Raw genomic sequence first — 24841 nt, forward strand, 5'->3', positions numbered from 1 at the left:
TGAGAAGGTCAATAAAAGAATCCTGCATTTCTATGTGTTTTTAAAATACAAATATCTAGATTTTAATATTTCCCCACAACAATATGTATTGATCCATTAAAATTCGTTCCTGCAATATGTTTATGTCTGATCAAACTTCATTATAATATTTCCGTTTGAAACGAAAATAATCCCAATATTTGTCATTCCGAGGAACGAGGAATCACATGCAGCTCGACAAAGATTGGCGATTCTCTTTGTGGAATTTCTTGTGCGATTCCTCGTTCCTCGGAATGACAAACTTTGCAATTTGTTATTGAACAAACCAATTTAATTCATCTTGACGAAAGGAGATTTTTAGCATTACCGACAAGCGTACATCATGAAAAAAATTCTGGGGGGAATCAATTTTTGTCGATTTGCTCTTTTGGTTTCTCCTTTCGTCGAAATGAACTTTGTTTAAAACAATTCTTTTTCTTACTCAGCCTCCAAATAAGGATTTAAAATTTCTGCTAACTCATTTAGCCAATAAAAACAATTTTCCAGATTTTCTACACCTAGATTTCCTTTTTCCTTCATTGCGTTTAAGGCCAATAAATAATTCACTTTTCGTATTGACTTCGCCATGTCTTTAGGGTCAATATCATTTGCAAAAAAATCAACTAACTTAATTTCCATCTCTTCTGAAAAAGTATTTGTAGCCATTGTCTTATTTTTTATTCATCTCAAATATAATACTTTTAGACACATAAATGTGACCACGCCAAAAATAAATCTAATGAATTTTGAAATATGGATATTTCAGAAGAAACCTTTATTGCAAATCTTGGCATTCACATTAGACAACTACGTGAAAAGAAAGGTTTATCTCAACAAGATTTGGCTGATGATTGTGATATACGCAAAACTCAAATTGGCAGAATAGAAAGAGCTGAAATAAATACTACTGTACGAACTCTTGTGAAAATCGCCAATGCTTTGGATATTGAACCTAAAGTATTGTTTGATTTTCCTTTGAAATAATTCTAGAAGTTTTACATTGAATAAATACAAGAATCTCCATCTTACACAAAAGTTTGCTATTGCAATTCCTGCTTTATTTATTTTAAGCTGTCTAACAAAACATTATATTCAGAAATTTAGATATTCTCTCGAATTTCGATGGATATATGTTTATGGCAACATTGGAATTTTCCTTACATGTCTTGTACTTATTATTTTCTCCTTAGCAAATTCTATTTTGATTGTTCGGGATTTGAAAACCAAATTATTTTTAAAACTTTTTTGGCTTTTAGTAAGTTCTTCTGTTTTTGTATTTACAATTACAATGCTTATAATTATCTTCTTTCAAGATAATACATAATTCGATTTCAAATTTCAGCTAAAAGCCTTTTCTTCAAACAAAAAAACCTCCAGCTAAAGCAGGAGGCAATTCATTTGGATTTTTTTTAAATGCTAATAATCCGCTTAGTTTGTGATTACTTTTCGTTTCAACGGATTAAAATCCATTGCTATAGAATAAATCATTCCTACGGAATTTTTATAAAGAAGTTCCATCGGAACAAAAAGTATTGTAGGGATGGATTTTAATCCGTCCATCGCAATCAGGATCTCTCGTGTCTTGTGTAGTTTTGAATTTGGTCCCGAAGCCTCGGGATAATAATTGGAATTTTATTACCTTTTCAGTAATTCCAAAACCTTATCGACATTGATTTCACCATAATCATTGATATAAAAATCACATGGCGGAAGCTGTTCTTTTGTATGCGTGCTCAAAACACCTACTACTTTCATTCCGGCATTTAGCCCCGCTGTAACACCCGAAAAAGAATCTTCAAAAACCACACAATCAGACGGAGAAACCCCCACACGTTCAGCAGATTTTAGATACACTTCAGGATTTGGTTTATGATGTTGTACGTCTTCACTTGACATCATAGAATCCATTTTGTCTTCTATTTGCAAAGCGTTTATGATCAAATCGAGATTGGCGCGCGGTGCAGAGGTTGCAACGGCAGTTTTAAAGTTGCGGGATTTTAGTTCGTCCAAAAACTTCAAATAATGCGGAATTGTTTCGACTTTGTCTTTATAAATATCACGAAACATCGATTCTTTTTCGTCTTCGAGTTTTGTAAGTTCCTCTCCGGCGATAGCACGTTTAAAGAAATATGTCAGGATATAACCGTTATGTTTTCCGTACATATGGTCTTCAAATTCCTGCTCTGTATAAGGAATTTTGTAATTATCAAAGAAGGCTTCAAAAGCTTTTACATGATGCGGATTGGTGTGACAAATCACGCCGTCCATGTCAAAAATTACACATTGTTGGCTCATATTCTATTTTTGTTTTAACGGTTCGCAAGATAGGGTAATAAAGCTTTATTTCACAGAGATTCGCAAGGTTTTTCGCAGTCCTGATGGCTATTTCAGATTGATTGCTTGTCATCCTGAGGAACAAAGGACAACAAACGGAACTCTACATAAGATTGGCGAATTTCTGTGCGGAGCTTCTCGTGTGGACCTTCGTTCTCAGGATGACATAAAATGAAAAAGCTGAAACCTGAAATTCCCATGGTCCTTTATTAGAAGTATATTTACTTCTATTTTCATTGTGATATAATAATCTATGGGGAACATCTTCGCTAAAACCTTTGTAATAAATGTCAAAAGTTTTTGAATAAATAATATAAACCAAAACATAAATCAAGGCATAATTATAAAAAAAAATGCCTTTCCATTAAGAAAGGCATTTTAATATTTAAGCGGTCTGGACGGGACTCGAACCCGCGACCCCATGCGTGACAGGCATGTATTCTAACCAACTGAACTACCAAACCCACTGCGTTATTGTGAGTGCAAAAATACAATAGAAGTTGGATTCTGCAAGGGTTTTTGCGAATAAAATCAATAAATTTTTAATCCTCTGATTTTAAATAAATTCCAAGATTTTAAACCCGGGGCTTCGGGACCAAATTCCGATGTTGGAATCAAAAAAGCCTTTATTTAACCGCAAAGAACGCAAGGTTAAAAACGCAAAGTCCGCAAAGCTTTAAAAAAAACTTTGCGGACTTTGCGTAAATTCTTAGCGCCCTTTGCGGTTAATCCCGACATGCCTTAAATCAAAAAAGCCATCCACAAAAGTGGAAAGCTTTTCATTGGTCTAACTACTAAACCAGCTACGAGTTACAAATTCGTAGCAAAACAACACAACTAATCTTAGATACCGTATTTGGGCAAAAAAGCCTTTCTGTTAAGAAAGGCTTCTCCCAATATTGCGGTCTGGACGGGACTCGAACCCGCGACCCCATGCGTGACAGGCATGTATTCTAACCAACTGAACTACCAAACCTCTGCGTTATTGCGGTTGCAAAGATAGTACAGAATTTCATTTCTGCAAGTGTTTTTGCAAAAAAAATAAAATAAATATTTAAAATATTATACAAAGTTTTGTTTTTCAACTAAATATGTAGTCAGTATTTTTTCAAAACTGTCGCCAACATTTACCGGAACGTACTTAATTTGGTTCTTTGCACAGGTCAAAGAAAGGTTTTTAAAGTATTCTTCTGCTCGTTTTTCGTATTCTTCTTTTACATTATCTGCAAAAATCGATACTTCTTCTCCGGATTCGAGGTCAATAAATTTTCGCGGTGTATTATCAAAATCAAATTTCAGCTCTGTTTTATAATCAACAACATGAAACAGAACGACTTTGTGTTTGTTATGTTTAAGATGCTGCAGGGCATTAAATAATTTTTCATCATCTTCTGACTGAAGCATATCGGTAAACAAAATAATCATCGAACGACGGTGCATTTTCTCTGCAATCTGATGCAGGTAAGTAATGGTATTGGTGTTTTTTTTGACTTTTGGCTGTTCCAGTAATTGCTCCAGTTTATTGAGCAGCATTCTGTGATGGCGATCACTTCCTTTTTCGGGAGCATAATATTCGTAGTGATCTGAGAAAACGCTTAAGCCAACGGCATCGCGCTGTTTCTTTAAAATATTCATTAAAACCGCCGAAGCTAAAACTGAAAACCCGATTTTCTTTTCATAAAAAGGCTGATTTGATTTTAGTTCAGGATAATGCATTGACGAAGAATTATCTACAATAATATGACAGCGCAAATTGGTTTCCTCCTCAAAACGTTTGGTGTACAAGCGATCTGTTTTGGCAAACAACTTCCAATCAATATGTTTGGTACTTTCGCCGGCATTATAGACTTTATGTTCTGCAAATTCTGCCGAAAATCCGTGAAACGGGCTTTTGTGCATTCCCGAAATAAAACCTTCTACAACCTGATTGGCCAGCATTTCGAGATGCTGAAAACTGGAAACTTTCTCTATTTCTGATTCGATTTTCATTCGGTTTCTTTTTTTATATTCTGCTTGCGGTTTAAGCCGTCTGCTGCCTGAAACAGGTTTTGTTTTAATATCGGAATAAAATTAGGGTTTTCTTTAAAAAAGTCGGTCACTAATTCGCGGATTTTTTCCTAATTACCAAAAAAAGGCCTGACTTACGCCAGACCTTTACTACTAATTAAACTATTTAAAACAAATTACTCCGTTTGCTGAAAATCAAAACTTAAATCTCCGGCATTGTAAGTTGCCGAAACGCTTGTTGGAAAAGTCTGTGCCGTTCCCGAAAGCCATCTGTATTCATTAAATGTAATATTTCCGGCAACTATTGGATAAGTAGCAGCAGTATTATCTGCCTTGTTTTTTTTGTACCAGTCATTTCCATTCATGGAAATCAGGTATTTTTTGTCTTTTTCCAGAGCCAGTTCACTAATTTCTTTTGAAACCTGAACATCTGCTGTTGCCACGTTTAGCGTTTCTGTGCGCACTACAGCCTTAGTCTCATAATCCCAGATCGTAACACGTACTGCTGGGCTTACGGCCGGTAATTTTAAAGTAATTGCTTTAATTTTTCCTTTAACTGTTGGTGTAAATACAAGTCCAAATTCATAATCCCCCGAATCAATGAAATTGGTTACAGTAGAAAAACCGGTTTGAGTATAATAAGCTGCCAATGGATTTTCGGTTTCAAATTTTGGCTTGTTATCATTATCATTGTCGCTATCACTACTGCATGATGAGATAAAAATTGAAAGTAACATGATTGTAAAAATGGTTTTTAAAGTTTTCATAATATTAAAATTTTAGGTCGTTTTATAATTCTATTCTCTTCTCCCGCAAACTATTGTTGAATATTAAAGTGTGCACATACCTCTTCGTAACTCATTTTAGAATAATCCAATTTTGCCGTTTTGGATGTCGCAGCAGCAACTCCTCCTGGAATCAAAATATACCTCCAGCTAAGTGATGTAGGAAGATTTACAGTTGCGGCCTGATCATGTCTAAATCTGAATAATTTGATTTTCTTGACAGAAGAAATAGCGGTAATTGTATTAACAAATCCACCTGCTGTTGATGTATAAGGCAATGAAAATGTGCCAGAACCAAAAGACACATACACTAATACGGTTCCTTTTGAAACAATATCCTCTGTTAATTCCGGAGCGACAAGACTTGTAGACATTCCAGAAGTTCCGTCTACTGATTCTGCAGCGGCCACCGGAGCTGTTAACCATGCACTATAAATAACATTTGCTGTTCCTGTTGCTCCCGGTGCGCCTGCTTGTCCATTAACACCATCAACACCATCAGTTCCGTCATCGCTGCTGCATGAAATCGTAAAAATTGCAAGAAAAAAAATTGTAATAATTGGTTTTAAAAATTTCATAATAATTTTAGTTTTAAAATTCGTTAAATGATTCGTATTTAATTCAATAACATTATTTTTGTAACAGTCAGAAAGCTATATTTGATGTTTATTTCCAGCTTTTGAATTAATTACAGGACAAATTTGCGCCGATAAAACGGGCCTGAAAACAGCCAATAGACAAACAACATTTTAAATAGACAGACAACATAAATTGAGGTTCGAATGATGAAAAAATACACTTGTATTATTATTGATGACGACGAAATTGATAGATTAACTGTATTGTCTTTCGCTAAAAAATTTCCGATTCTGGATATTTTGGGTGTTTTTGAAGATGCAGAAGATGCGCTTCCTTTTTTAGAAAAAGAAAATATTGATATTTTGTTTCTTGACATTGATATGCCGGGTTTAAACGGAATTGATTTCAGGAAAAAAGCATTAGAAATTCCGGTTTGCGTTTTTATAACTGCTCATCCCGAACATGCTGTAGAAAGCTTTCAGATCGAAACTTTAGATTTTATAGTAAAGCCTTTAAAACTCGATCGTTTTACTCAAACCGTTAACCGCATTGAGGAGTTTATGGAAATTAAACTCAAGGCTTCTCTTTTTGAAGCCAGTATTGGCGGTGACACGATTTATATAAAAGAAGGGCACGAACAGACGAAAGTCAAATTACATGAAATTTTGTATCTCGAAGCCCTTAAGGATTATACGCTGATTATTACAGATAAAAAAAGACATTGTGTTTTATCAAGCATCGGAAATTTATTAAAAGAAGATCATTTTCAGTCTTTTATTCGCATTCATCGGAGTTTTGCCGTTCAGAAACAATTCATCCAGAAAATAAATTCGAGCGAAATCCTTTTAAACAATAATGTAGCTATTCCGGTAGGAAGAAGTTATAAGGAAAACCTAAACCTGATTTCATGAAAAGAATAGGTTTATGGTTTTTGTATTTGTTTCCGAATTTGGTTTTTGCCCAACAGGAACCCAATCTTGACCGTTATAAAACCACTGACCAAAAACTCAAAATCTGGCTAAAATATGCTAATGAGGTTTTAGATTTAGAAGATTATCCAAAACTATTATCAATTGTAGAAAAGGGAATTAGTCTTTCTAAAAACCATCCTGCTTACAGGAGTAGGTTTTATCTCTATAAAGGTGTTGCTTATGAGTTTAGCAATAATCAGTACGAAAAAGCTTTGGTAAATTATGAGTTTGCTTTAAAATATGCACAAAAAGCCAGACACCTAAAAAATGAAACATCTTCTTTGATGCGCCTGAATTATATTTATTATTCGCTTAATCAAACCTCAAAACGAAAAGAATTAATTACTTATATCAAAAAAGTACTTGACACTACAAAAAACTCTTATACACAGGCTGTTCTCAACGGAAGCCTGGGAGAATATTATCTCGATTATTCAGAATATGAATCCTTTATTCATTTTCAGTTAAAAGCTATTAACTACAAAAAGTTACTTGATAAAAGTGCAGTAAATAACGAAAATATTGGTATTTCATATAGCCAGATTGGGAGTGCGTATGTAAAAATGAAACAATACAATAAGGCAATCGAATATTTGAATGAAGCAAAACCTTATGTAAAAAATTCCCCTTATGTCAGTGCTTTTTTATGCAATTACTATCTGCAGTGTTTTATTCCGCTAAAAAAATCGGACAGCATTAAGAAATATTACAATTTGATATATACTTATCCTTCCAAAAAGGATTCTCTGTTTCTAAATCTGAGCTTTGCCAACCGTAGCATGTCTGAGTTTTCTATAGGTAAAAATCAAATAAATGCGGCTTATAAGTATGCCAAAAAAGCGGTTTTGCTTGGAGAAAAATCCAATGATGATGAAATTTTAATGGAAGCCAATGCGGTAATGGGGCGTGTTTTATATGAAAAAAAAGAGTACAAAAAGGCTATTGAAATTCTTACCCTTGCTTCAAAAAATGCCCTGACTTACGACAAGGAATCCTTTGTAATCATTAATAAAAAACTCTCGCAAAGTTATGCTGCTTTGGGAAACTGGAAAGAAGCTTATCACTACAACGAAATCTACAGCAAGTATAATGACGAAATGCTGCAGGAATCTGCCAAACAGAATATCGCCAATGCCGAAGCACGCTATCAGAACAAAACAAAAGGACAGGAAATAAAAAATCTCTCGATTCAGAATACAGTAAAAAACATTCAGATTGAGGAAGCCACAAAACAACGGTATTTTTTAATTGGCGGTATTTTGCTTGTCGCTATAATCGGATTATTAGTATTTAACCAAAGCCGGAACCGCAAAAAAACAAATCAAAAACTACAGCTTTTAAATCAGGAACTGGATGAGGCCAATAAAATAAAAGCGCGTTTTTTTGGAATCTTAAATCATGATTTGAGAAGCCCGGTTTCTAATTTAATCCACTTTTTGCATCTCCAAAAAGAAAGCCCTGAACTTATAGACGAAGAAACTGCTGCCAGAATGCAAAACAAAATTATTACCGGAGCCGAAAACTTATTGTCGTCTATGGAAGATATTTTGCTTTGGAGCAAAGGGCAAATGGAAAACTTTGAACCTCAGCATAAAAAAGTGGCTGTCGCTGTTTTGTTTGAAGAAACCCAAAAACATTTTTCGAGTGCAGATAACGTAAAAATTACATTTGAAAATCCTGAAAACATCATTCTGGAAACCGATGAAAATTATTTAAAAACAATCATCAGAAATCTAACCGGAAATGCCATTCAGGCTCTTGGCAAAATGCCAGACGGACACATTATCTGGAAAGCCTGGAACGCAAACAATACCAATTATCTTTCTGTAACAGATAACGGTTCTGGCGGAACTAAGGAAAAATTTAAGGCTCTTTATGATGATTCTGAAGTGGTCGGGATTAAATCCGGTTTAGGATTACATCTGATCCGGGATCTCGCCAACGCCATAAACTGCAAAATCGAGGTCGATTCCAGAACTGGTTTTGGGACTACGTTTACGCTAAAATTTTGCCACGAATTGCACTAATTTCCACGAATTATTTCTTCTCACGCAGATTGTGCAGATTTAGCGGATTAACTAAAAAACCTTTATCCTGCCAATCTGCACAATCTGCGTGAAATTTAAAAAACTTTTAATCTCTTTGATTAATTAGTGGAAATTAGTGCAATTCGAGGCAAAAAAATATAACTAAAAAAGGCCTGACTTTCGCCACAGATTAAAATGATTCTCACAGATTAGAAAATCATTTTAATCATTTTAATCTGTGGCAAAAAAATATTAATTCGTGGAAATTAGTGCAATTCGTGGCAAAAAAATCCAATAAAAAAGGCTTGACTTTCGCCAAACCTTCCTTATATAAATTATAATCTTACGATTACAACAAAGCGTCTAAACTATCTGCGTAGGTTTGTTTCGGAGCTACTCCTACTTGTTTTCCTACTACTTCACCGTTATGAAAAACCAAAACGGTTGGTATGTTGCGCACACCATATTTTGCAGCAAATTCCTGGTTAGCATCTACATCTACTTTACCAACCACAACTTTACCTGCGTATTCATCACTTAATTGGTCAATGATCGGACCAACCATTCTACAAGGACCGCACCATGCTGCCCAAAAATCTACCATTACTGGTTTATCTGATTTCAAAACTACTTCATCAAAAGTAGCATCTGTTATTGCTAATGCCATAATAATTTTATTTAAGTTCATCCCTTTGATCTCTCCGAGGGAACATTTTTTAATTAGTTCTTTAACTTGAGTACAAATTTAGAAATTTTAAACCAATCAAACGTCATTCATAAATTAGTTTTCATTATAAACGTATTGTCATTAATTATATTAATACTAAAATTCTTATTTTGAAAGTTAAAACCTACAACGCGCTAATGTACGGATTTTTTGAAATATCGTCAGATTTTTACCTTATCTTTAATATCCTTAATTATTAAGATGAAAGCGGCTTTACTCCAAATAAAACAATGGTTTCAATCGGCACCTTTGGCAAAATATGCCAGGCGGTTTGGCATTTTTATTTTAGTCTGTATGGCTTTAATTCTCCTTGCTTCGGGCGCTTTGTCTTTTTATTTTAATCGCAATAAAACAGAAATAATCGCCAAAATAAACACTAAAATCAATGAAAACATAAATGGCGAATTTCATATTTCTGATTTTCAATACAAGTTCCTGACCGGTTTTCCGAATTTTACACTTGCCTTAAAAGAAGTCGAAGTCAAAGACAAACTTTACCCAACACACAAACATACTTTACTAAAAGCAAAAGAAATTGAAGCACGTTTAAACGTTTGGAGTTTATTGCAAAACGAAATCAATATTCATAAAATCCTCATCAACGACGCCGATATTTATATTTATAAAGCCCAAAACGGGTATTCTAATGTCAATATCTTTAAACCAAAAAATAAAAAAGACACAGACAACGAAAAACGCGAAACTACAATTGACGAAATCAACCTCAACAATGTTCATTTAATAATAGACAATCATCTGGGCCACAAATTATTTGATTTTGAAGTACTAAAATTAGAATCAAAAGTAAAATTTGCTGATGATAACTGGCAGACCAATTTGTATCTTAAAACCAAAATAAACAGCCTGGCTTTTAATACCGTTCACGGCAGTTTTGCCAAAGAAAGAGAAGTTGAAGGCAATCTGGATATTTCGTATGCAGAGGAAAGTCAAAAAATAACGGTCGAGACCCAAAAATTCAAAATTGGTTCAGATCAGTTTGATATCAAAGCGTATTTTAATATCGGCAGAAATTCCCTTTTCGGAATCAATATCGGGACTCATATTTTATGGAAAAATGCATCTGACTTATTATCCGGAAACATTAGTACCAAGCTGAATCAGTTTAATTTAAAGAACCCAATTGATGTAAACTGCGACATAAAAGGCGACCTGAATGTAGAAGGCGATCCTAAAATTGTTGTGCAGGCCTTCATCAAAAACAACGAACTAACGATTCCCGACGGCGTGTTTACCAATTGCAGTTTCAGGGGTATTTTTACCAATAATTTTAAGCCCCAAAAAGGATTTAATGATCCCAATTCTGCTGTTGTACTCACTCATTTTACCGGAGATTACGAAACCATTCCGCTAAAAATTCCACAGGCTGTGATTAGCAATTTAGAAAAACCCATTGCGACAGGACTCATAAATGCTGATTTTGATGTGACAAAACTAAACGCAATGATGAATGAAAAAATGTTTCATTTTGAAAGCGGTCATGCCCGTGCCAACCTAAAATTTCAGTTTGATATTGTCGATTTATACATCACCAAACCCCGTTTTATTGGCGAAGTAGACATACAAGAAGCCACATTTGATTTTGTTCCCAAAAACATTCGGGCAGAGAAAACGGCTGTGCAATTGTCGTTTACAGAACAAGCGCTTTTCATTAAAAAAATTGCTTACAAACACAAAAAGAACATCATACAGATCAACGGAAAAATCGATAATTTCCTGAATCTCTATTACGATGCGCCCGAAAAAATGGTCGTAAACTGGAATATTTACTGCCCAAATATCGATGTAAAACAGTTTTTGGGAGTGCTGAAAAAATCGCAGTCACAGAAAACCGCTCAGAAGAAATCGACCAAAAAGAATGTCAATTTCTCGAACCAGATGAAATCGGTAATCGAAAAATGCAGCGTTATCATCAACCTAAAAGCCGACAAACTCAATTACGGCGCGCTCACAGCGACTGATACGCGCGCAACCCTGCAAATGCTGGATTCCAAGTTATTGCTCAAAAACGGAACTGTAAAAACCTCCGGAGGCACAATTGCTTTTAACGGCGCGATCGAGCCCAAAGGAAATTATTTTGTATTTAGTTCTGTAGCACAAGTCAATCGTGTGGATATTGCCAGCTTTTTAAGATCCTTTAATAACTTCGAAATCAAATCTTTTGATCCAAAAAACATAAAAGGAAAACTCAGCAGCAAGGCCAATATTACTGGACTCATGAGCAGCAAAGGCGATTTGATTGTGAACTCCATGCGCGGAAGTTTAAAATTTAATGTCATTCAGGGTGCTTTAGTCAATTTTGAGCCTATTGTCAAAGTCGGCAAATTTGCGTTTCCGTTTCGCGATGTCAAAAACATTACTTTCAGTGATTTATCCGGCGATCTTACACTTCGCGGCGAACAAATAGACGTGAACGATCTTACCATAAGTTCCAGCGTGCTCAACTTCGATATAGAAGGCGTTTACTCCTTTGGCCGGGGCACCAATCTCGCGCTGACGGTTCCGCTTCGCAACTCCAAAAACGATGCAAAACTAGAAAGCAAAGAAGAACGAGATGCCGTTAGAGAACGCGGTATTGTTTTGCACCTACTTGCTATGGATGAAAATGGGAAGATGAAGATTAAGTGGGGAAAGAAAGGGAAGTAATTTTATAAAAAACAGAAAGATGCCAGTCAGAAATGACTGGTTTTTTTATGTCTAAATCTGGAAAAAATAAAGTTCATAAAAAGTTGAAAACTAAAAATTAATGAGGTCAATTGTACGCAGGTCAATTTCTAGAACTTAAATACATTTGATTTAGTTACAACTTAAAAAAAACAAAACAACATTATCAAAAATGAAATATTTAGCAGAAATAATTTTCGGAAAAGATCAAATAAGGAAATTTCATAACAATCAAGCTTTTAATGATTTTGAAAAAATCATCAACTTAAAAAAATACAATTTTGATTCTCGAGAAGAAAGAAATGCATTTTATAAAGGTATTGACGAAGCAATTGGCTGGATGGAAATTGAAATAATTAAAGAATCTGAACACAAAAGCAAAGAAGATGAAGAAGATGAGGATAAATTTGATTATTGGTTGTTCATTGAGAAATATTATCCTAATTACTCTGGTTGTGATAATGTTTTGCTAAGTGATATACTGACTAGAAAACTTTTCGGTGAAGAAATTTGCGAACAAGATGAAGAAAATATCAAAGATTGGAATATTAGGAACGAGTTATTTGAAGTAGACAAAGAATTACTTTGCAAGGCGTTTGAAAATTATTTCAACATTGCTTTTCCTGAAAATCTTTAGATAAGAGTCGCTTTCCAAAATACCCCAAAACTTAGATGGTTTTGGGATATTATTTTAAAAAAAAGTCAAATTTAATTATATCTTAAATCTCTACAATTCCTAATGATTTAAAGAATTCAAAAGTTCCATCATACATAAATTCTGGCCTTGTAACATCCTCATTGTTACCAAAAGGAATATAAATTATCATTCCTTGTCTAGCTCTTGTCAATAAAACTCTATATGAATTAATTAAGTAATTTGTGATTTCCGAACTATTGATATTTTGCCATTTAGTTCCTTTAAATTTTCTATAATTCCACTTCTTATCATAATAAAACAAATCTCCATCCCAAGCAACACAAGTCCAATCTAATTCTAATCCTTGAATATCAAATTCAGTGGCAACTTCCTCAAGAAAATAAGACGAACGAATATCATCTTTATCATTTAAAAACCAAATTGGGGCATCAATTTTAGCTTTTACATTTAATCCAAAAGGTCGTAAACGAATTCCTCCTGACGATGCAACAACTCCAATTCTTTCTGATCCTTTTGCAGAATTTTTAAGCCAATTTCGAGCTTTCTCCAAATCACGAGTTATTTTTATTGGATAATATTCTTTAATAAAAAGCTCATAGATTTCTTTAGCATTTTCAATGTTATTATTAATTATTTCCTGAATAAAACTCGATAATTGAGCACTTCTAAATGATCTAAGAGAAACTGATAAATGTAACTCATCCTTTTTGATTGCTTTTTTATTACTTAAGATCAACAATACTTCTTTGTCCTTGATGTAATTTTCGTCTTCAACAATTTTAGAAGAATAATAAATATCCCAACCTTGAAACTTGTTTGAAAATGGTCTAATCCATTCTTCTAAGCCAGCTTCTCCTGTATTTATTTCTTGCCCGCCTCCAATCAAACAAACAATTGTGCACCAATCATCATGTCTGTCCATTACTTCAATAAGAAACTCAGGTTCTGATTTGTTAAAATCTGAAACACCTTTATTTCTCTTCATAAAGCTTGAAGCTTGTTCTTTTGTCCACGCTCTTTGAGCTTCATCAAAAATAGTTACTTTTTCGATTGGAGCTTTTTCATCTTTTATTGAAGCATCCCTAAAATGATGAATATTTTGAATAAATGATTTTACTTGAGAAGTTGCTGAAGATTTTGTTATAATTGAATTTTCTTCTCTAGCGGACTTAACTTTATCTCTCGCCAAGGCTTCACGTAAAACATCAACTAAAGGACCATTCCCAGAAAGAAAAACAGCATGCTCTTCCTCTTCATAATTTGAACGTAAATTGGCAATATTCAATCCTGCTAATGTTTTTCCTGCTCCAGGAACTCCAGTAATGAAACAAATTGATTTTCTCTTTTTATTTTTAGAATAATCTATAATTTCAGAAATACATTCTGAGGTGACTGATAAATTTTCTGCTCCAGAATCACTTCTTGATATTTCAGAAACCTTATGTTTTTTATATAAAGCTGTAGCTGCTTCTATAATAGTAGGAGTTGGTTTGTATATTGAATTTTCCCAATTTTCAACATTTATAATTTCAGAGCTTTTGAATTTTTCTAAAGTCTCAACTATAACTTCAGTTAAATTATTTTCATTCGCTACAATAGTTTCATATAAATTATCAAGAGTTTTTTTGTAACCATTTATGCAATTACTCCCATTATCAGCAATTAAAATTGGTATAATAATTTTATTGTGGCTTCCTTCGTGGAAATTATTTAAATCTAACCCATAATCAAAAACCTGATCTTTCGCATATTTATCGTAAGTATTTGAACCAATTTTAAATTCTAAAACAAAGATGCAATTATCGATAATTAAAATATTATCAACCCTTTTACCCATTCTTGGAATTGTAAATTCAAAATAAACTTTTCCATTAAAATTTAAAATTGTCTGCTTTAGAATCTTAATTTGACTTTGCCAAGCATTAGATTGCTGAATAGTCAATTTATTTAAATCATATCCGCCAGAAATTTTCCCATAAATACTATCTCGATCTTCTATACAGAAATCGCAAATAAAATTCGAATAATAAGCCCTATTCATCGAACAAGTCTTTTACCTTAACCTCTAAAGCATTCGCCAATCGCTCAACAACTTCAATAGAAACATTTCTTTCTCCTTTTTCAATCGTTGGCAAATAAGTACGATCTATCTCTGCTAAATTGGCTAGCTTTTCTTGAGATAAACCTTTGAGTTTTCTAAGCTCTTTAATTTTAAGTCCAAATTTTTTCTTAATATCCATAGAAACAAAAGTTGGAAAATGTAGACTCTAAAACAACGGAGTATAGTCGGGTTTTTGTTTATCTTTGAAATAAAAATCCTATGTTAAGTTTTGAAGAAAAGATTCAGCATTTAGAAAAATATTTGTCGCAACCAAATGAAAATTACGCTGACAGTTTTAAAGAAGATATTGTTATGTTTATAGATGATTTTACAAATAAAAATAAACTTTTACTTTTTCTCAATAAAATTAATTCAATTGAAGAAATTGAAAATTGGGTGGAGAATCTTTGCTCTAGAATTATTTTGAAGTTTGATTCTGAAGGAGAAGACACAAATGATTTTATATATGATTACATAAAATTTGGATAATATAGAGAAACTATTTATTCCTAAAAAATACAAAATATGATAGAATATTCAATTTTAGAAATTCCAACTGTGCTTCATCCACCTATAAAAATTATAGATGTTATTTATAATTGCCCTGTTTGTGATTACGAAATTGAAATAGATATATTTGTAGATGATAACAGTTTTGTAAAATGTGATGGTTGTGATCACATAACAAAATTAAAAATTAAAAGGATTTGAATTCTTATAAACGCAATTATTGCTGAGTTACTTACGAAGATTTCTCATTCTCCGAAATGACAAAATAGGCGGAACAAAACAATCACAAAAAATAAAAAAGCCACTTTTACAGTGGCTTTTCATGTATAAAAAACTTAATTATCAGTTTCCAAATAAGGATTCAGGATCTCTGCTAATTCATTCAGCCAGAAGAAACCTTGTTCGACTGCTTTTGGGTCAATTTGCATAGTTTCGCAGTCTCGCATCAGGGACATGGCGAGAAGATAATTCACTTTTCGAATTGTTTTTGCGAATCTTACAGGATCAGTCTCCTGGTTGAAAAATTCGTTTAATCGCAATTCGGTTTCTTTTGAAAGGGAATTTACACTCATAATCTGAAAGTTTAGGGAAATATAAAACCCGAACGGGTTAGCTGTCCTACGCCTTTCAGAGCGTTGCGGTTGTTTCCAATACCGCCAGCGTACCGCGCGGGCAGAAGTTTTGTCATGTTCATAATCTGAAAGTTTAGGACTGCAAAGATACCAAAAACCATAATGTTTTTGGTATGATTACGAAAGTAAATTCTGCTTAGTATTGTGAGGGCTTCTCCCGAAGCCTCGGGACGCTCCGCCTGGCAAAAAGGGTTGAGTTCTTCTCAAAAAAATTCATAATGTTTCCTTAACTCGCTTGGCTTTTTAAGCTAAAAAAAATAGCTTTGAGTAAACAATCATTAAATATAAACCGATTATGAAAGTACAAATCAACACCGATAAAAATATTGAAGGAAGCGCAAGATTAGAAAGCTATTTTTCTGCAGAAGTAGAAAAAAGCTTAGAACGCTTTGAAGATAAAATTACCCGCGTCGAAGTTCACTTTGGAGATGAAAACGGAGAAAAATTTAGTCTTAATGACAAAAGATGCGCAATTGAGGTTCGTCCTGTAAAATTACAGCCAATCACTGTTACAGAACATTCTGATACAATAGAAAAAGCTTTTAGCGGCGCTTTGGCAAAAGCCAAAAAATCACTTACTACCACTTTCGAAAAAATTAAGGAACACTAAATTTTTCAAAACCCAAATAAAAAAGACGTTTCAACCGAAACGTCTTTTTGTTTTATAATTTAAAATGTTCTGAGTTTTCCTTGCAACTTTGAACCTTTGTCACTTCCTCTTTATGATTTCGGCAACGGCGCTCCAACGGCAACATCACAACGATGGCCCGGCTGTCCGTGTGCAGGATTCATCCCTTCGGCAACTTTTGGCGTTTCTCCTGTACTTAATAAGGCAGGAACATTATTATTTGCCGGAGTTGGTACGGTAATACTTTGAGAGGTTGTTCCGCTTTTTGCTGTATTTCCGGTAGTGGCTGCTGCAGTAGTAGTCGCAACCGGAGAATTTAATGGTGATCCAACCGGAATATCACATCTGTGCCCCGGCTGTCCGTGCGACGGATTCATTCCTTTGGCTACTTTTACAGGAGCTGCAACTGTGGTAGTAGTTACCGTTTTTTGCTGATTCGGGTTCACTTGTACCGTCTGCCCCGGTTGTGCAGTTGTGGTTTGCTGTGTTTGTGCCGGGGCCGAATTTAATGGCGCACCAACGGCAATATCGCAACGATGACCCGGTTGCCCGTGTGCCGGATTTATTCCGCCGGTTGCATTCATCACCGTATTCGGATTTGTAGCAGGTGCCTGAGCTACCTGATTTGTTTTATTTACTTGCGTCGTATCTTTCACCAGTCCCAATTTTACCAATTCTGAGGTTGGTGTATTTTCCTGTGGTTCTAATTCTTTTTTACAGGAAATAAAAAGTAATGAGGTAAGAACTAACGAACTGATAACTATTTTCGGATTCATGATGTAGATTTTTAAAGCTTTCAAATATAGTAATTAAACCATATAAGTGATGTAAGAGAATTTAAGTTTTAACTTATTATCGCTCGCAAAGTTTATTCTTTTTTTGTCATTTCGGAGTCAAATAATAGCAGCAAAAAACTTTGCGGCTTCGTGACTTTGTGAGATAATTATAATATTTGCTAACTTTAAACCAAAACGAACATAACATGAAAAAAATAGTTGTACTCCTTTTATTCATTTCCGCTTTCGCGAATGCGCAAAACACAGAGAAAGACAAAATCAGCCAAATGCTTGATGCCTGGCACAAAGCTGCTGCCGATGTAAAATTTGAGGCATACTTTAGTTCATTCACAGACGATGCTGTTTATATTGGTACCGATGCAACCGAAAACTGGACAAAACCGGAATTTAAAACCTGGGCAAAACCGTTTTTCGACAAAGGAACAACGTGGAATTTTACCGCTTTGGAACGTCATATCTTTTTTGATAAATCAGGAAAAATAGCGTGGTTTGACGAATTGCTTAACACTCAGATGAAAATCTGCCGTGGATCGGGAGTTTTGGTTAAAGTGGGAAAAGAATGGAAAATCCAGCATTATGTTTTGTCAATGACAATTCCGAATGACGTAGTTGATGCTGCAACAAAAATAAAAACCCCAATTGAAGACGCCTTGATTGCAAAACTTCAGAAAAAATAAAACAAATTTGAGGATTCTTATTATAATTCTAACTTTTTGAGCACTTTACGAAAACCGTTAGCGATTATATTATAACATTTTTATCAGTTAGCCCCGTTTTTTGGACATTCAAAATAGAATACTGTCAAAAAAACGAGGCTAATTTTATAAAATCAACTAAAATAGATGGTCAGCCTCTATTTTTACCACCCTTAAAACCAAAATATTTATTTTTTTTTAACTTTGACCCTAAAAAAAATAGGGTTTAAATAAAGTTACTTAAAATGAAAATAGAAAAACGCTGGGTCATTTCCTTTCTTATGATAAGTGTCGTATGTACAATAGGTGCATTTTGGCCAACGGTAACAGAAAATAATTATGTTTTATCAGAATTTGGAACAACAGATAATATCGTTCCTGCAGATGTTGCCTGGATGCTTACCTCCTGCTGTCTGGTTTTGATTATGACTCCGGGATTATCGTTTTTTTATGGCGGAATGGTGGGCAAGAAAAATGTAATCTCGACCATGCTTCAAAGTTTTATTTGCTTGGGAGTTGTGACACTTTTATGGGTTACGGTTGGTTTTAGTTTAGCTTTTGGAGATCCGGTTGGTTTTGGTTCCGGAGACCATTTTTACAGTTTCTTTGGTAACCCGACTACTTTTGCTTTTATGGATTATGTAGGCGTTTTGCCGCATAAAAAATTAGCAAGCACAATTCCGTTTATGTTATTTGCTTTGTTTCAAATGAAATTTGCCATTATTGCTCCGGCCATTATTACAGGTTCGTTTGCAGAGCGCGTTCGTTTTATTTCTTATTTAATTTTTATCAGTTTATTTACCATTTTCATATATGCGCCTTTGTGCCACGCTGTTTGGTACCCAACAGGAGTTTTAGGAAGCTATTTTGGTGTTAAGGATTTTGCAGGAGGAACTGTAGTGCACATGAGTTCTGGTTTTGCTGCTTTGGCAGGCGTTATTGTTTTAGGCAAAAGAAAAAACAGTTTACATATTCCGACCAATATTCCGTTTGTATTATTAGGAACGGGAATGTTATGGTTTGGCTGGTTCGGATTCAATGCCGGTTCTGCTCTTGCTGCCAACGGAACAGCTGCAATGGCTTTTGCAACGACAACAACATCATCGGCTGCAGCCATGTTAACCTGGGTTTTCTTTGACCGAATGAACGGAAGAAAAGTTTCTGCCTTAGGTGCATGTATTGGTGCTGTGGTAGGTTTGGTAGCGATAACACCGGCCGCAGGTTATGTTTCGGTTCCCGAAAGTATGTTCTTCGGATTTATAACGGCTATGGTTTCTAACTATGTTGTAAACTGCAGTTTTTCAAGAAGATTTGATGATACGCTTGACGTTTTTGCCTGTCATGGCGTAGGCGGAATTATGGGTATGATCCTTACTGCAATTTTTGCTCATGGCGAAAATGCCAGTTTATTGCACGGCGGCTGGAACGTATTCTCGCACCATATGATTGCTCTGGTTCTGGTTTCTATTTTTACTTTCTTCGGAGCTTATTTCTTATTCAAAGTAACCAACTTTATTATTCCGTTGCGTGTTTCAGAAGAATCGGAACATATTGGTCTGGATTTATCACAACACGACGAAACCCTTGATCCTAAATTATTAGCTGTTCCCGAAACACCGGAGTATAGCTAAATTAGAATAGAAAAGTTAGCCACGAATTCACGAATTTTCACCAATTTTTATGCTTCATTTTGTATAAACAAATAGTAAATTAATTAGCGGAAATTCGTGTAATTCGTGGCAAAAAAATTTAAACATAAATGCGCTGTATTCATTCCGTTTATATTCCTTAATTTTGCGGAAAATTTTTGTAAAAGTGGGAAGTAAAAATAAACTAAAAAGATTCAGGGAAAACGAAACATTTCAAAACGTTTTTCAGCCAACCAGAGAAGAAGTTGTAGGCGATTTAATGCCTTTAAAAGGAAAATGGAATTCTGATTTCTTTAAAAATGATAATCCGTTAATCTTAGAATTAGGATGCGGAAAAGGTGAATACTCTGTTGGTTTAGCCGAAAAATACCCAGACAAAAATTTTATCGGAATTGATATTAAAGGTGCCCGTTTCTGGCGTGGTGCAAAAACTGCTGTTGACGACGGTTTGCATAATGTTGCTTTTGTTCGTACTCAAATCGAATTAATCAATCATATTTTTGCCGAAGGAGAAGTTGATGAGATCTGGATTACTTTTCCGGATCCGCAAATCAAATACAAGAGAACAAAACACAGAATGACAAATTCTGAATTTTTGAAACTGTATAAAAAAATCCTTAAAAAAGATGGTGTTGTAAATCTTAAAACCGATAGCGAATTTATGCACGGTTATACACTGGGATTATTACACGGAGAAGGTCATGAGGTTTTGTATGCCAACCATAATGTATATAAAAATGAAGGAAGCCCAGAGGTTGTAACTTCTATTCAGACTTTTTACGAAAAACAATATTTAGAAATTAATAAGGCAATTACGTATATTCGTTTTAAAATTAAAGATTAATTTAGTTTTTTAAAAACAAATATTAACCGACCAAAACAACTGAATGGCATTACTAACTCCTTTTCTTTCTGGTTTCATTGCCGCTTTCATCGGAATCATTCCGCCTGGTTTAATTAACATGACGGCAGCCAAAGTAAATTTGAAAGAAGGAAAAAAGAATGCCCTCTGGTTTGTTGTCGGTGCTGTTTTGGTCATTTTTTTTCAGGTTTCTCTGGCGGTTTTATTTGCTCAGGTTATTGACAACCGCCCGGATGTTGTTACCTTATTAAGAGAAGTAGGTTTCGCCATTTTCTCAATACTAACGATTTATTTTCTTTTTATCGCAAAAGAACCAAGAGCCAAAAAATCGAAAATTAAAAAAAGCAGCCGAAAAAGCCGTTTCTTCCTTGGGATGTTACTTTCGGGTTTAAATTTTTTCCCTATTCCCTATTATGTTGTAGTGAGCGTAACTTTGGCTTCGTATAATCTTTTTGTGTTTGAAAACAATGTGATTTTTACTTTTGTTTCCGGTGCTGTTGCAGGCTCTTTTGCCGCATTATACAGCTATATTGCTTTCTTTGGAAGAATCGAAAAGAAAACCGATTATATGATGCGAAACATGAATACAATTATTGGAAGCATTACCGGCATTATTGCAATCGTTACTCTTTTTAATATTTTAAATTACTATTTCGGGTAGTATAGCCACAGATTATAGGATTAAAAATGATTTCTTTGTACTCGTGGTAATTTTTTTTCATGCTGATTTAGCAGATGATTTTTTATGTGATCAACCGGTAAAATCTGCGTGAATCCAATTTTAAAATCTTTAATGTATAATCTGTGGCAAAATAATTTATGGCTGAAGATAATTTTTTTGAAAGAGTGTATGCTATTGCCAGACAAATCCCGTATGGCAGAGTTACTTCTTATGGCGCCATTGCAAAAGCCTTAGGTACGGCACGTTCAGCAAGAATGGTTGGCTGGGCGATGAATGCATGCCATAATATGGACGATGTTCCTGCACACAGAGTCGTAAACCAAAAAGGTCTCCTGACAGGAAAACATCATTTTGACGGAACAAATTTAATGCAGCAGCTTTTAGAAAACGAAGGAATTGAAGTTGTCAATAACCAAATTGTAGATTTTGACAAACACTTTTGGACGCCAAAAATGGAATTGTAAATTTTTCCTTTCTAAAATAATATAACTACAATCTTGTCATCCCGAGAAACGAGGGATCACACCAGAAACTCCGTGACGTAAATGACAATGTTTGTCGAGTCTCGTATGTGATCCCTCGTTTCTCGGGATGACAAAATGAGTGAAAAAATTAAATCAGGCAAATAACAAAATCAGTTTTATCATTGTCTGTTTGGTAGCTTAAATATCCTCCGTGTGCTTCTATGATATTTTTAGAAAGTGTAAGCCCGATACCGGCGCCGTCTTTTCGGGTGGTGAAAAATGGCAGAAAAACTTTGTCTTTTATTTCAGGATCTATTCCTTTTCCGTTATCAGATATCACAATAAAAAAGCGGTTGTTTTCTGTATAACTGGTTAAAAACATTTTCTTTTCGCTTTTGTCTTTCAATGCAAAAATGCTGTTTGTTATGAGGTTTATAATCACCTGTTCTATCTGATTTTTATCAATCAAAACAGAACGTGAACTGTTAATATCATTTATCAATTCGATATTTTCAGCTTTGAGAATCGGGTTCATCACCCGAAGGCAATCTTCAAACAGCGTATTAATTGGTGTCATTTGTTTGTCCGGAGTCGGAAGCATTGCCAGTTTCCTGTAATTTTCAACAAAAACCTGTAAATGATCGCTTCGGTTTATAATAGTAGAAATGCTGCTTTTGATATCGTCAAAATCGTCCTCTTCGAGTTTTTCCTGATCCACAATCTGAAGTAAATTCTGCGAAAGTGCTCGAATTGGAGTCAATGAATTCATTAATTCATGCGAAATAATCTTCATCAGATTAATCCACGCTTCTTTTTCTTTTTTCTCGATAACACGCTGAATGCTGTCCAGTAAAATGATAAAGTACTCTTTATTATACGTTTGTGTGTACGAAGTCTGCAGCATAAATGTCTGTAAATCTTTCTCTTCAATTTTAATGGAAATGGCAGTTTTGAGCTCTGTAAAACCAACTTTTTCTATCTCATTGCAAAGTGACGGCAGGTAATTTTTAAGATATTTCCAATGGCTGACTTTTGGCACTTTAAACAAAGTAGAAAAACAGTCATTCATTATAAAAATATTCCAGGTATCATTTTCTTTTTCGAGAATTAAGGCTGCTGTATCAATACTATTTAAGATAGAACGGTAGATAATTTCTTTTGATACTTGTTCGTGCTGTTTTTCTTTTAAAGTATCGTACAACAAATAAAGGTTCTTAAAATTACCTTTTTTGTTTTCTTCTGAGAAATTGGCCGTAAAGTCATTTTGCAGAATTGAAAGCACTGTTTTGTCATAAAACAGCAATTGACTCCTGATAAAATAATACATTTCAAACACCATTATAGCGGCAAAAAAACCGAATAAAAGCGCGTTATAATAAAACGTTTTATAAATTAGAAAAACGCAAAAGAAAAAGAGCATCATCACAAATAAGACTCTCACAAATAAAGCGTTATAAAAATTCCAATTTTTCATTTTTTATTTTTTATGCTTAAACTTAACCGCAAAGGTCGCTATAACAGCTTTGCGAACTTTAATAAAGGCAATTACAAACACAACGAAAAAAAATACTTTGCGTGCTTTGCGGTAAAGTCAAAACTGCGGTTAAGTATTTTTTAAATCGTATTTCTCAATTCTCCTGTACAAAGCAGCTCTTGACAGTCCCAATTCTTCAGCAGTTTTACTAATGTTTCCGTTATGCTTGAACAACGCTTTTTCGATAGCATTTTTCTCCATTTCAGATAATGGGTTTTCGTCGTTTTCCTGCACTTCTTCAAAATCGAGAATATCCAGGTTTAATACAGAAATCGTATTGCCATCGGCCAGAATCAGGGCGCGCTCAATCTTATTTTCCATCTCCCGGATGTTTCCTTTCCACGGATATTTTTCTAAATATTGCGGTACGTTCTCCTCAAAACGCCATTCCGAAGCTTCGGGACCATGATTGTATTTTATAGCAATCTGCTCTAATATAAAATTAGCCATAGGCACAATATCATCTTTTCGTTCCCGGAGTGATGGCAGGCTAATTTCCATTGTATTAATTCGATATAACAAATCTTCGCGAAATGTTTTGTTTTTTACCTCAGCTTTAATGTCACTGTTTGTTGCCGAAATAATTCTCACATTCAGCGGTCTGGCTTTGCTTTCTCCCAAGCGGGTTACGGTTTTAGTTTGCAGAACATGAAGCAATTTTGCCTGCAGATGAAGCGGAATATTTCCGATTTCATCCAAAAAAATAGTCCCTTCAGAAGCCATTTCAAATCTTCCCGGCGTATCTGTTTTGGCATCTGTAAAAGCTCCTTTTGCATAACCAAAAAGCTCGCTTTCAAACAAGCTGTCACTTAGGGAACCCAAATCTACATGCACAAAAGGCTGTTTTTTTCTTTCTGAGTTTTGATGAATAAATTCGGCAAAAACATATTTTCCGGTTCCGTTTTCTCCCAAAATCAAAACATTGGCATCGGTTTTGGCTACTTTTTCGGCCATAGAATAGGCTTGTTTTATTTTGGCCGAAGCACCTGTAAAATATTTCTTTTCTGATTTTTCTATTTTTTCAGAGCGATTTTTTTTATTGCCTTTGCGGCTTTCATCAACAGCTTTGTCAATTATTTCGAGTAATTTTTCGTTATGCCATGGCTTTAAAACATAATCAAAAGCACCAATTTTAATCCCTTCAACTGCGGTTTCGATTTTTCCGAAAGCTGTCATTAATATCACAATTGTATTGGGAGAAAGTGTTTTAATTTCTTTTAGCCAGTGAATCCCTTCTCTCCCATCTTCAAAACCAATCCGGTAGTTCATATCCAGAAGAACCACATTAATCTCATTTTCATTTAAAATAGAAATGATTTTTTTGGGGCTGCCCGTCGTAAAAATGGTCTCAAAATGCTTTTTGAGAATCATTTTTGCCGAAAAAAGAATTTCTTCCTGATCATCTACGATCAATATCTGGGCTTGTTTCTTTCGCATAATGTATTTTTTTGTTCGATTCTGAACGGTCAACTGTTCATTTTCGAACACTGGTTTTTTGG

Annotated in this window: 26 protein-coding genes and 2 tRNA genes; 13 read left to right on the forward strand and 15 right to left on the reverse strand. The window is 34.5% G+C overall.

The annotated features are described in order from the left end of the window. Positions 1–456: 456 nt before the first annotated feature. Entirely contained in the window at positions 457–684 is a 228-nt protein-coding gene (locus JOD96_RS18955; protein ID WP_209565796.1) for a hypothetical protein, read from the reverse strand. A gap of 87 nt (positions 685–771) precedes the next feature. Between JOD96_RS18955 and JOD96_RS18960 the strand changes: the two genes are divergently transcribed. Further along, positions 772–1002 carry a helix-turn-helix domain-containing protein gene (locus JOD96_RS18960; protein WP_209565797.1) on the forward strand — a complete coding sequence of 77 codons (231 nt, stop codon included), beginning with the start codon at positions 772–774 and terminating at the stop codon, positions 1000–1002. A gap of 651 nt (positions 1003–1653) precedes the next feature. Here the strand turns inward: JOD96_RS18960 and JOD96_RS18965 are convergent. From JOD96_RS18965 to JOD96_RS18995, 7 genes are all read right to left on the reverse strand, one after another. Beyond that, positions 1654–2313, reverse strand: coding sequence for an HAD family hydrolase (locus JOD96_RS18965; RefSeq protein ID WP_209565798.1), 660 nt, complete (start codon positions 2311–2313; stop codon positions 1654–1656). 142 nt (positions 2314–2455) lie between these two features. After that, on the reverse strand, positions 2456–2686 hold the full coding sequence (locus JOD96_RS22610; RefSeq protein ID WP_209565799.1) for a GIY-YIG nuclease family protein: 231 nt from the start codon (positions 2684–2686) through the stop codon (positions 2456–2458). Between the two features lie 56 nt (positions 2687–2742). Further along, positions 2743–2816 (reverse strand) — tRNA-Asp (locus JOD96_RS18975). Positions 2817–3254: 438 nt separating this feature from the next. Continuing rightward, positions 3255–3328, reverse strand: a tRNA-Asp gene (locus JOD96_RS18980). Positions 3329–3414: 86 nt separating this feature from the next. Then, positions 3415–4341, reverse strand: a complete 927-nt coding sequence (locus JOD96_RS18985; RefSeq protein WP_209565800.1) for a DUF58 domain-containing protein — start codon at positions 4339–4341, stop codon at positions 3415–3417. Between the two features lie 194 nt (positions 4342–4535). Next, entirely contained in the window at positions 4536–5126 is a 591-nt protein-coding gene (locus JOD96_RS18990; protein ID WP_209565801.1) for a DUF4082 domain-containing protein, read from the reverse strand. A 50-nt stretch (positions 5127–5176) separates the two neighbouring features. Next, entirely contained in the window at positions 5177–5722 is a 546-nt protein-coding gene (locus JOD96_RS18995; protein WP_209565802.1) for a hypothetical protein, read from the reverse strand. A 204-nt stretch (positions 5723–5926) separates the two neighbouring features. Here JOD96_RS18995 and JOD96_RS19000 point away from each other — a divergent pair, with 204 nt between their 5' ends. Beyond that, a complete protein-coding gene (locus JOD96_RS19000; RefSeq protein ID WP_209565803.1) occupies positions 5927–6634 on the forward strand; it encodes a LytR/AlgR family response regulator transcription factor in 708 nt (235 codons plus the stop codon). After that, positions 6631–8721 carry an ATP-binding protein gene (locus tag JOD96_RS19005; protein WP_209565804.1) on the forward strand — a complete coding sequence of 697 codons (2091 nt, stop codon included), beginning with the start codon at positions 6631–6633 and terminating at the stop codon, positions 8719–8721. The genes JOD96_RS19000 and JOD96_RS19005 overlap by 4 nt, the downstream gene beginning before the upstream one ends. Positions 8722–9070: 349 nt before the next feature. On the opposite strand, the gene trxA is transcribed toward JOD96_RS19005, so the two are convergent. Further along, positions 9071–9409 (reverse strand): thioredoxin, encoded by a 339-nt coding sequence (trxA, locus tag JOD96_RS19010; RefSeq protein WP_116753810.1) that lies wholly within the window; start codon positions 9407–9409, stop codon positions 9071–9073. 240 nt (positions 9410–9649) lie between these two features. On the opposite strand from trxA, the gene JOD96_RS19015 reads away from it, so the two are divergent. Both JOD96_RS19015 and JOD96_RS19020 read left to right on the forward strand, forming a co-directional pair. Next, on the forward strand, positions 9650–12112 hold the full coding sequence (locus JOD96_RS19015; protein WP_209565805.1) for an AsmA-like C-terminal region-containing protein: 2463 nt from the start codon (positions 9650–9652) through the stop codon (positions 12110–12112). Between the two features lie 190 nt (positions 12113–12302). Further along, entirely contained in the window at positions 12303–12767 is a 465-nt protein-coding gene (locus tag JOD96_RS19020) for a hypothetical protein (protein ID WP_209565806.1), read from the forward strand. A gap of 82 nt (positions 12768–12849) precedes the next feature. On the opposite strand, the gene JOD96_RS19025 is transcribed toward JOD96_RS19020, so the two are convergent. Together JOD96_RS19025 and JOD96_RS19030 are read right to left on the reverse strand one after the other, a co-directional pair. Continuing rightward, complete coding sequence (locus JOD96_RS19025) at positions 12850–14829, reverse strand: DUF2075 domain-containing protein (protein WP_209565807.1); 1980 nt, start codon at positions 14827–14829, stop codon at positions 12850–12852. After that, a complete protein-coding gene (locus tag JOD96_RS19030; RefSeq protein ID WP_209565808.1) occupies positions 14822–15028 on the reverse strand; it encodes a helix-turn-helix domain-containing protein in 207 nt (68 codons plus the stop codon). The genes JOD96_RS19025 and JOD96_RS19030 overlap by 8 nt, the downstream gene beginning before the upstream one ends. A gap of 80 nt (positions 15029–15108) precedes the next feature. On the opposite strand from JOD96_RS19030, the gene JOD96_RS19035 reads away from it, so the two are divergent. Next, positions 15109–15378, forward strand: coding sequence for a hypothetical protein (locus JOD96_RS19035; RefSeq protein WP_209565809.1), 270 nt, complete (start codon positions 15109–15111; stop codon positions 15376–15378). A 36-nt stretch (positions 15379–15414) separates the two neighbouring features. Next, positions 15415–15600, forward strand: coding sequence for a hypothetical protein (locus JOD96_RS19040; RefSeq protein ID WP_209565810.1), 186 nt, complete (start codon positions 15415–15417; stop codon positions 15598–15600). A gap of 134 nt (positions 15601–15734) precedes the next feature. Here JOD96_RS19040 and JOD96_RS19045 read toward each other — a convergent pair whose 3' ends face one another. Further along, positions 15735–15971, reverse strand: coding sequence for a hypothetical protein (locus tag JOD96_RS19045; RefSeq protein ID WP_209565811.1), 237 nt, complete (start codon positions 15969–15971; stop codon positions 15735–15737). 355 nt (positions 15972–16326) lie between these two features. On the opposite strand from JOD96_RS19045, the gene JOD96_RS19050 reads away from it, so the two are divergent. Then, positions 16327–16641 (forward strand): HPF/RaiA family ribosome-associated protein, encoded by a 315-nt coding sequence (locus JOD96_RS19050; protein ID WP_209565812.1) that lies wholly within the window; start codon positions 16327–16329, stop codon positions 16639–16641. A 110-nt stretch (positions 16642–16751) separates the two neighbouring features. Here the strand turns inward: JOD96_RS19050 and JOD96_RS19055 are convergent, their stop codons facing one another. Further along, the gene (locus JOD96_RS19055; protein WP_209565813.1) at positions 16752–17435 is read right to left on the reverse strand and encodes a hypothetical protein; all 684 of its coding nucleotides are present in this window, start codon (positions 17433–17435) and stop codon (positions 16752–16754) included. Positions 17436–17641: 206 nt separating this feature from the next. On the opposite strand from JOD96_RS19055, the gene JOD96_RS19060 reads away from it, so the two are divergent. The 5 genes from JOD96_RS19060 to JOD96_RS19080 all read left to right on the forward strand — a co-directional run bounded on the left by JOD96_RS19060 (position 17642) and on the right by JOD96_RS19080 (position 21808). Beyond that, entirely contained in the window at positions 17642–18133 is a 492-nt protein-coding gene (locus JOD96_RS19060) for a nuclear transport factor 2 family protein (protein ID WP_209565814.1), read from the forward strand. Between the two features lie 263 nt (positions 18134–18396). Continuing rightward, positions 18397–19782, forward strand: coding sequence for an ammonium transporter (locus JOD96_RS19065; RefSeq protein ID WP_209565815.1), 1386 nt, complete (start codon positions 18397–18399; stop codon positions 19780–19782). Positions 19783–19966: 184 nt separating this feature from the next. Continuing rightward, positions 19967–20644, forward strand: coding sequence for a tRNA (guanosine(46)-N7)-methyltransferase TrmB (gene trmB / locus JOD96_RS19070; protein ID WP_209565891.1), 678 nt, complete (start codon positions 19967–19969; stop codon positions 20642–20644). Positions 20645–20687: 43 nt separating this feature from the next. Then, on the forward strand, positions 20688–21323 hold the full coding sequence (locus JOD96_RS19075) for a LysE family transporter (protein ID WP_209565816.1): 636 nt from the start codon (positions 20688–20690) through the stop codon (positions 21321–21323). Between the two features lie 158 nt (positions 21324–21481). Beyond that, a complete protein-coding gene (locus JOD96_RS19080; protein WP_209565817.1) occupies positions 21482–21808 on the forward strand; it encodes an MGMT family protein in 327 nt (108 codons plus the stop codon). Positions 21809–21956: 148 nt separating this feature from the next. Here JOD96_RS19080 and JOD96_RS19085 read toward each other — a convergent pair whose 3' ends face one another. Then, positions 21957–23282, reverse strand: a complete 1326-nt coding sequence (locus tag JOD96_RS19085) for a sensor histidine kinase (RefSeq protein ID WP_209565818.1) — start codon at positions 23280–23282, stop codon at positions 21957–21959. Positions 23283–23411: 129 nt separating this feature from the next. Further along, the gene (locus tag JOD96_RS19090) at positions 23412–24779 is read right to left on the reverse strand and encodes a sigma-54-dependent transcriptional regulator (protein WP_209565819.1); all 1368 of its coding nucleotides are present in this window, start codon (positions 24777–24779) and stop codon (positions 23412–23414) included. Between the last annotated feature and the right edge of the window lie 62 nt (positions 24780–24841).

It is taken from the genome of Flavobacterium sp. 1355 (assembly GCF_017833415.1).
Lineage (GTDB): Bacteria > Bacteroidota > Bacteroidia > Flavobacteriales > Flavobacteriaceae > Flavobacterium.

What these genes read in the sequence shown, in the direction of transcription:
- JOD96_RS18955 (WP_209565796.1), bottom strand. Translation starts at nt 684, where the DNA reads ATGGCTACAAATACTTTTTCAGAAGAGATGGAAATTAAGTTAGTTGAT.
- JOD96_RS18960 (WP_209565797.1), top strand. Translation starts at nt 772, where the DNA reads ATGGATATTTCAGAAGAAACCTTTATTGCAAATCTTGGCATTCACATT.
- JOD96_RS18965 (WP_209565798.1), bottom strand. Translation starts at nt 2,313, where the DNA reads ATGAGCCAACAATGTGTAATTTTTGACATGGACGGCGTGATTTGTCAC.
- JOD96_RS18985 (WP_209565800.1), bottom strand. Translation starts at nt 4,341, where the DNA reads ATGAAAATCGAATCAGAAATAGAGAAAGTTTCCAGTTTTCAGCATCTC.
- JOD96_RS18990 (WP_209565801.1), bottom strand. Translation starts at nt 5,126, where the DNA reads ATGAAAACTTTAAAAACCATTTTTACAATCATGTTACTTTCAATTTTT.
- JOD96_RS18995 (WP_209565802.1), bottom strand. Translation starts at nt 5,722, where the DNA reads ATGAAATTTTTAAAACCAATTATTACAATTTTTTTTCTTGCAATTTTT.
- JOD96_RS19000 (WP_209565803.1), top strand. Translation starts at nt 5,927, where the DNA reads ATGATGAAAAAATACACTTGTATTATTATTGATGACGACGAAATTGAT.
- JOD96_RS19005 (WP_209565804.1), top strand. Translation starts at nt 6,631, where the DNA reads ATGAAAAGAATAGGTTTATGGTTTTTGTATTTGTTTCCGAATTTGGTT.
- trxA (WP_116753810.1), bottom strand. Translation starts at nt 9,409, where the DNA reads ATGAACTTAAATAAAATTATTATGGCATTAGCAATAACAGATGCTACT.
- JOD96_RS19015 (WP_209565805.1), top strand. Translation starts at nt 9,650, where the DNA reads ATGAAAGCGGCTTTACTCCAAATAAAACAATGGTTTCAATCGGCACCT.
- JOD96_RS19020 (WP_209565806.1), top strand. Translation starts at nt 12,303, where the DNA reads ATGAAATATTTAGCAGAAATAATTTTCGGAAAAGATCAAATAAGGAAA.
- JOD96_RS19025 (WP_209565807.1), bottom strand. Translation starts at nt 14,829, where the DNA reads ATGAATAGGGCTTATTATTCGAATTTTATTTGCGATTTCTGTATAGAA.
- JOD96_RS19030 (WP_209565808.1), bottom strand. Translation starts at nt 15,028, where the DNA reads ATGGATATTAAGAAAAAATTTGGACTTAAAATTAAAGAGCTTAGAAAA.
- JOD96_RS19035 (WP_209565809.1), top strand. Translation starts at nt 15,109, where the DNA reads ATGTTAAGTTTTGAAGAAAAGATTCAGCATTTAGAAAAATATTTGTCG.
- JOD96_RS19040 (WP_209565810.1), top strand. Translation starts at nt 15,415, where the DNA reads ATGATAGAATATTCAATTTTAGAAATTCCAACTGTGCTTCATCCACCT.
- JOD96_RS19045 (WP_209565811.1), bottom strand. Translation starts at nt 15,971, where the DNA reads ATGAGTGTAAATTCCCTTTCAAAAGAAACCGAATTGCGATTAAACGAA.
- JOD96_RS19050 (WP_209565812.1), top strand. Translation starts at nt 16,327, where the DNA reads ATGAAAGTACAAATCAACACCGATAAAAATATTGAAGGAAGCGCAAGA.
- JOD96_RS19055 (WP_209565813.1), bottom strand. Translation starts at nt 17,435, where the DNA reads ATGAATCCGAAAATAGTTATCAGTTCGTTAGTTCTTACCTCATTACTT.
- JOD96_RS19060 (WP_209565814.1), top strand. Translation starts at nt 17,642, where the DNA reads ATGAAAAAAATAGTTGTACTCCTTTTATTCATTTCCGCTTTCGCGAAT.
- JOD96_RS19065 (WP_209565815.1), top strand. Translation starts at nt 18,397, where the DNA reads ATGAAAATAGAAAAACGCTGGGTCATTTCCTTTCTTATGATAAGTGTC.
- JOD96_RS19075 (WP_209565816.1), top strand. Translation starts at nt 20,688, where the DNA reads ATGGCATTACTAACTCCTTTTCTTTCTGGTTTCATTGCCGCTTTCATC.
- JOD96_RS19080 (WP_209565817.1), top strand. Translation starts at nt 21,482, where the DNA reads ATGGCTGAAGATAATTTTTTTGAAAGAGTGTATGCTATTGCCAGACAA.
- JOD96_RS19085 (WP_209565818.1), bottom strand. Translation starts at nt 23,282, where the DNA reads ATGAAAAATTGGAATTTTTATAACGCTTTATTTGTGAGAGTCTTATTT.
- JOD96_RS19090 (WP_209565819.1), bottom strand. Translation starts at nt 24,779, where the DNA reads ATGCGAAAGAAACAAGCCCAGATATTGATCGTAGATGATCAGGAAGAA.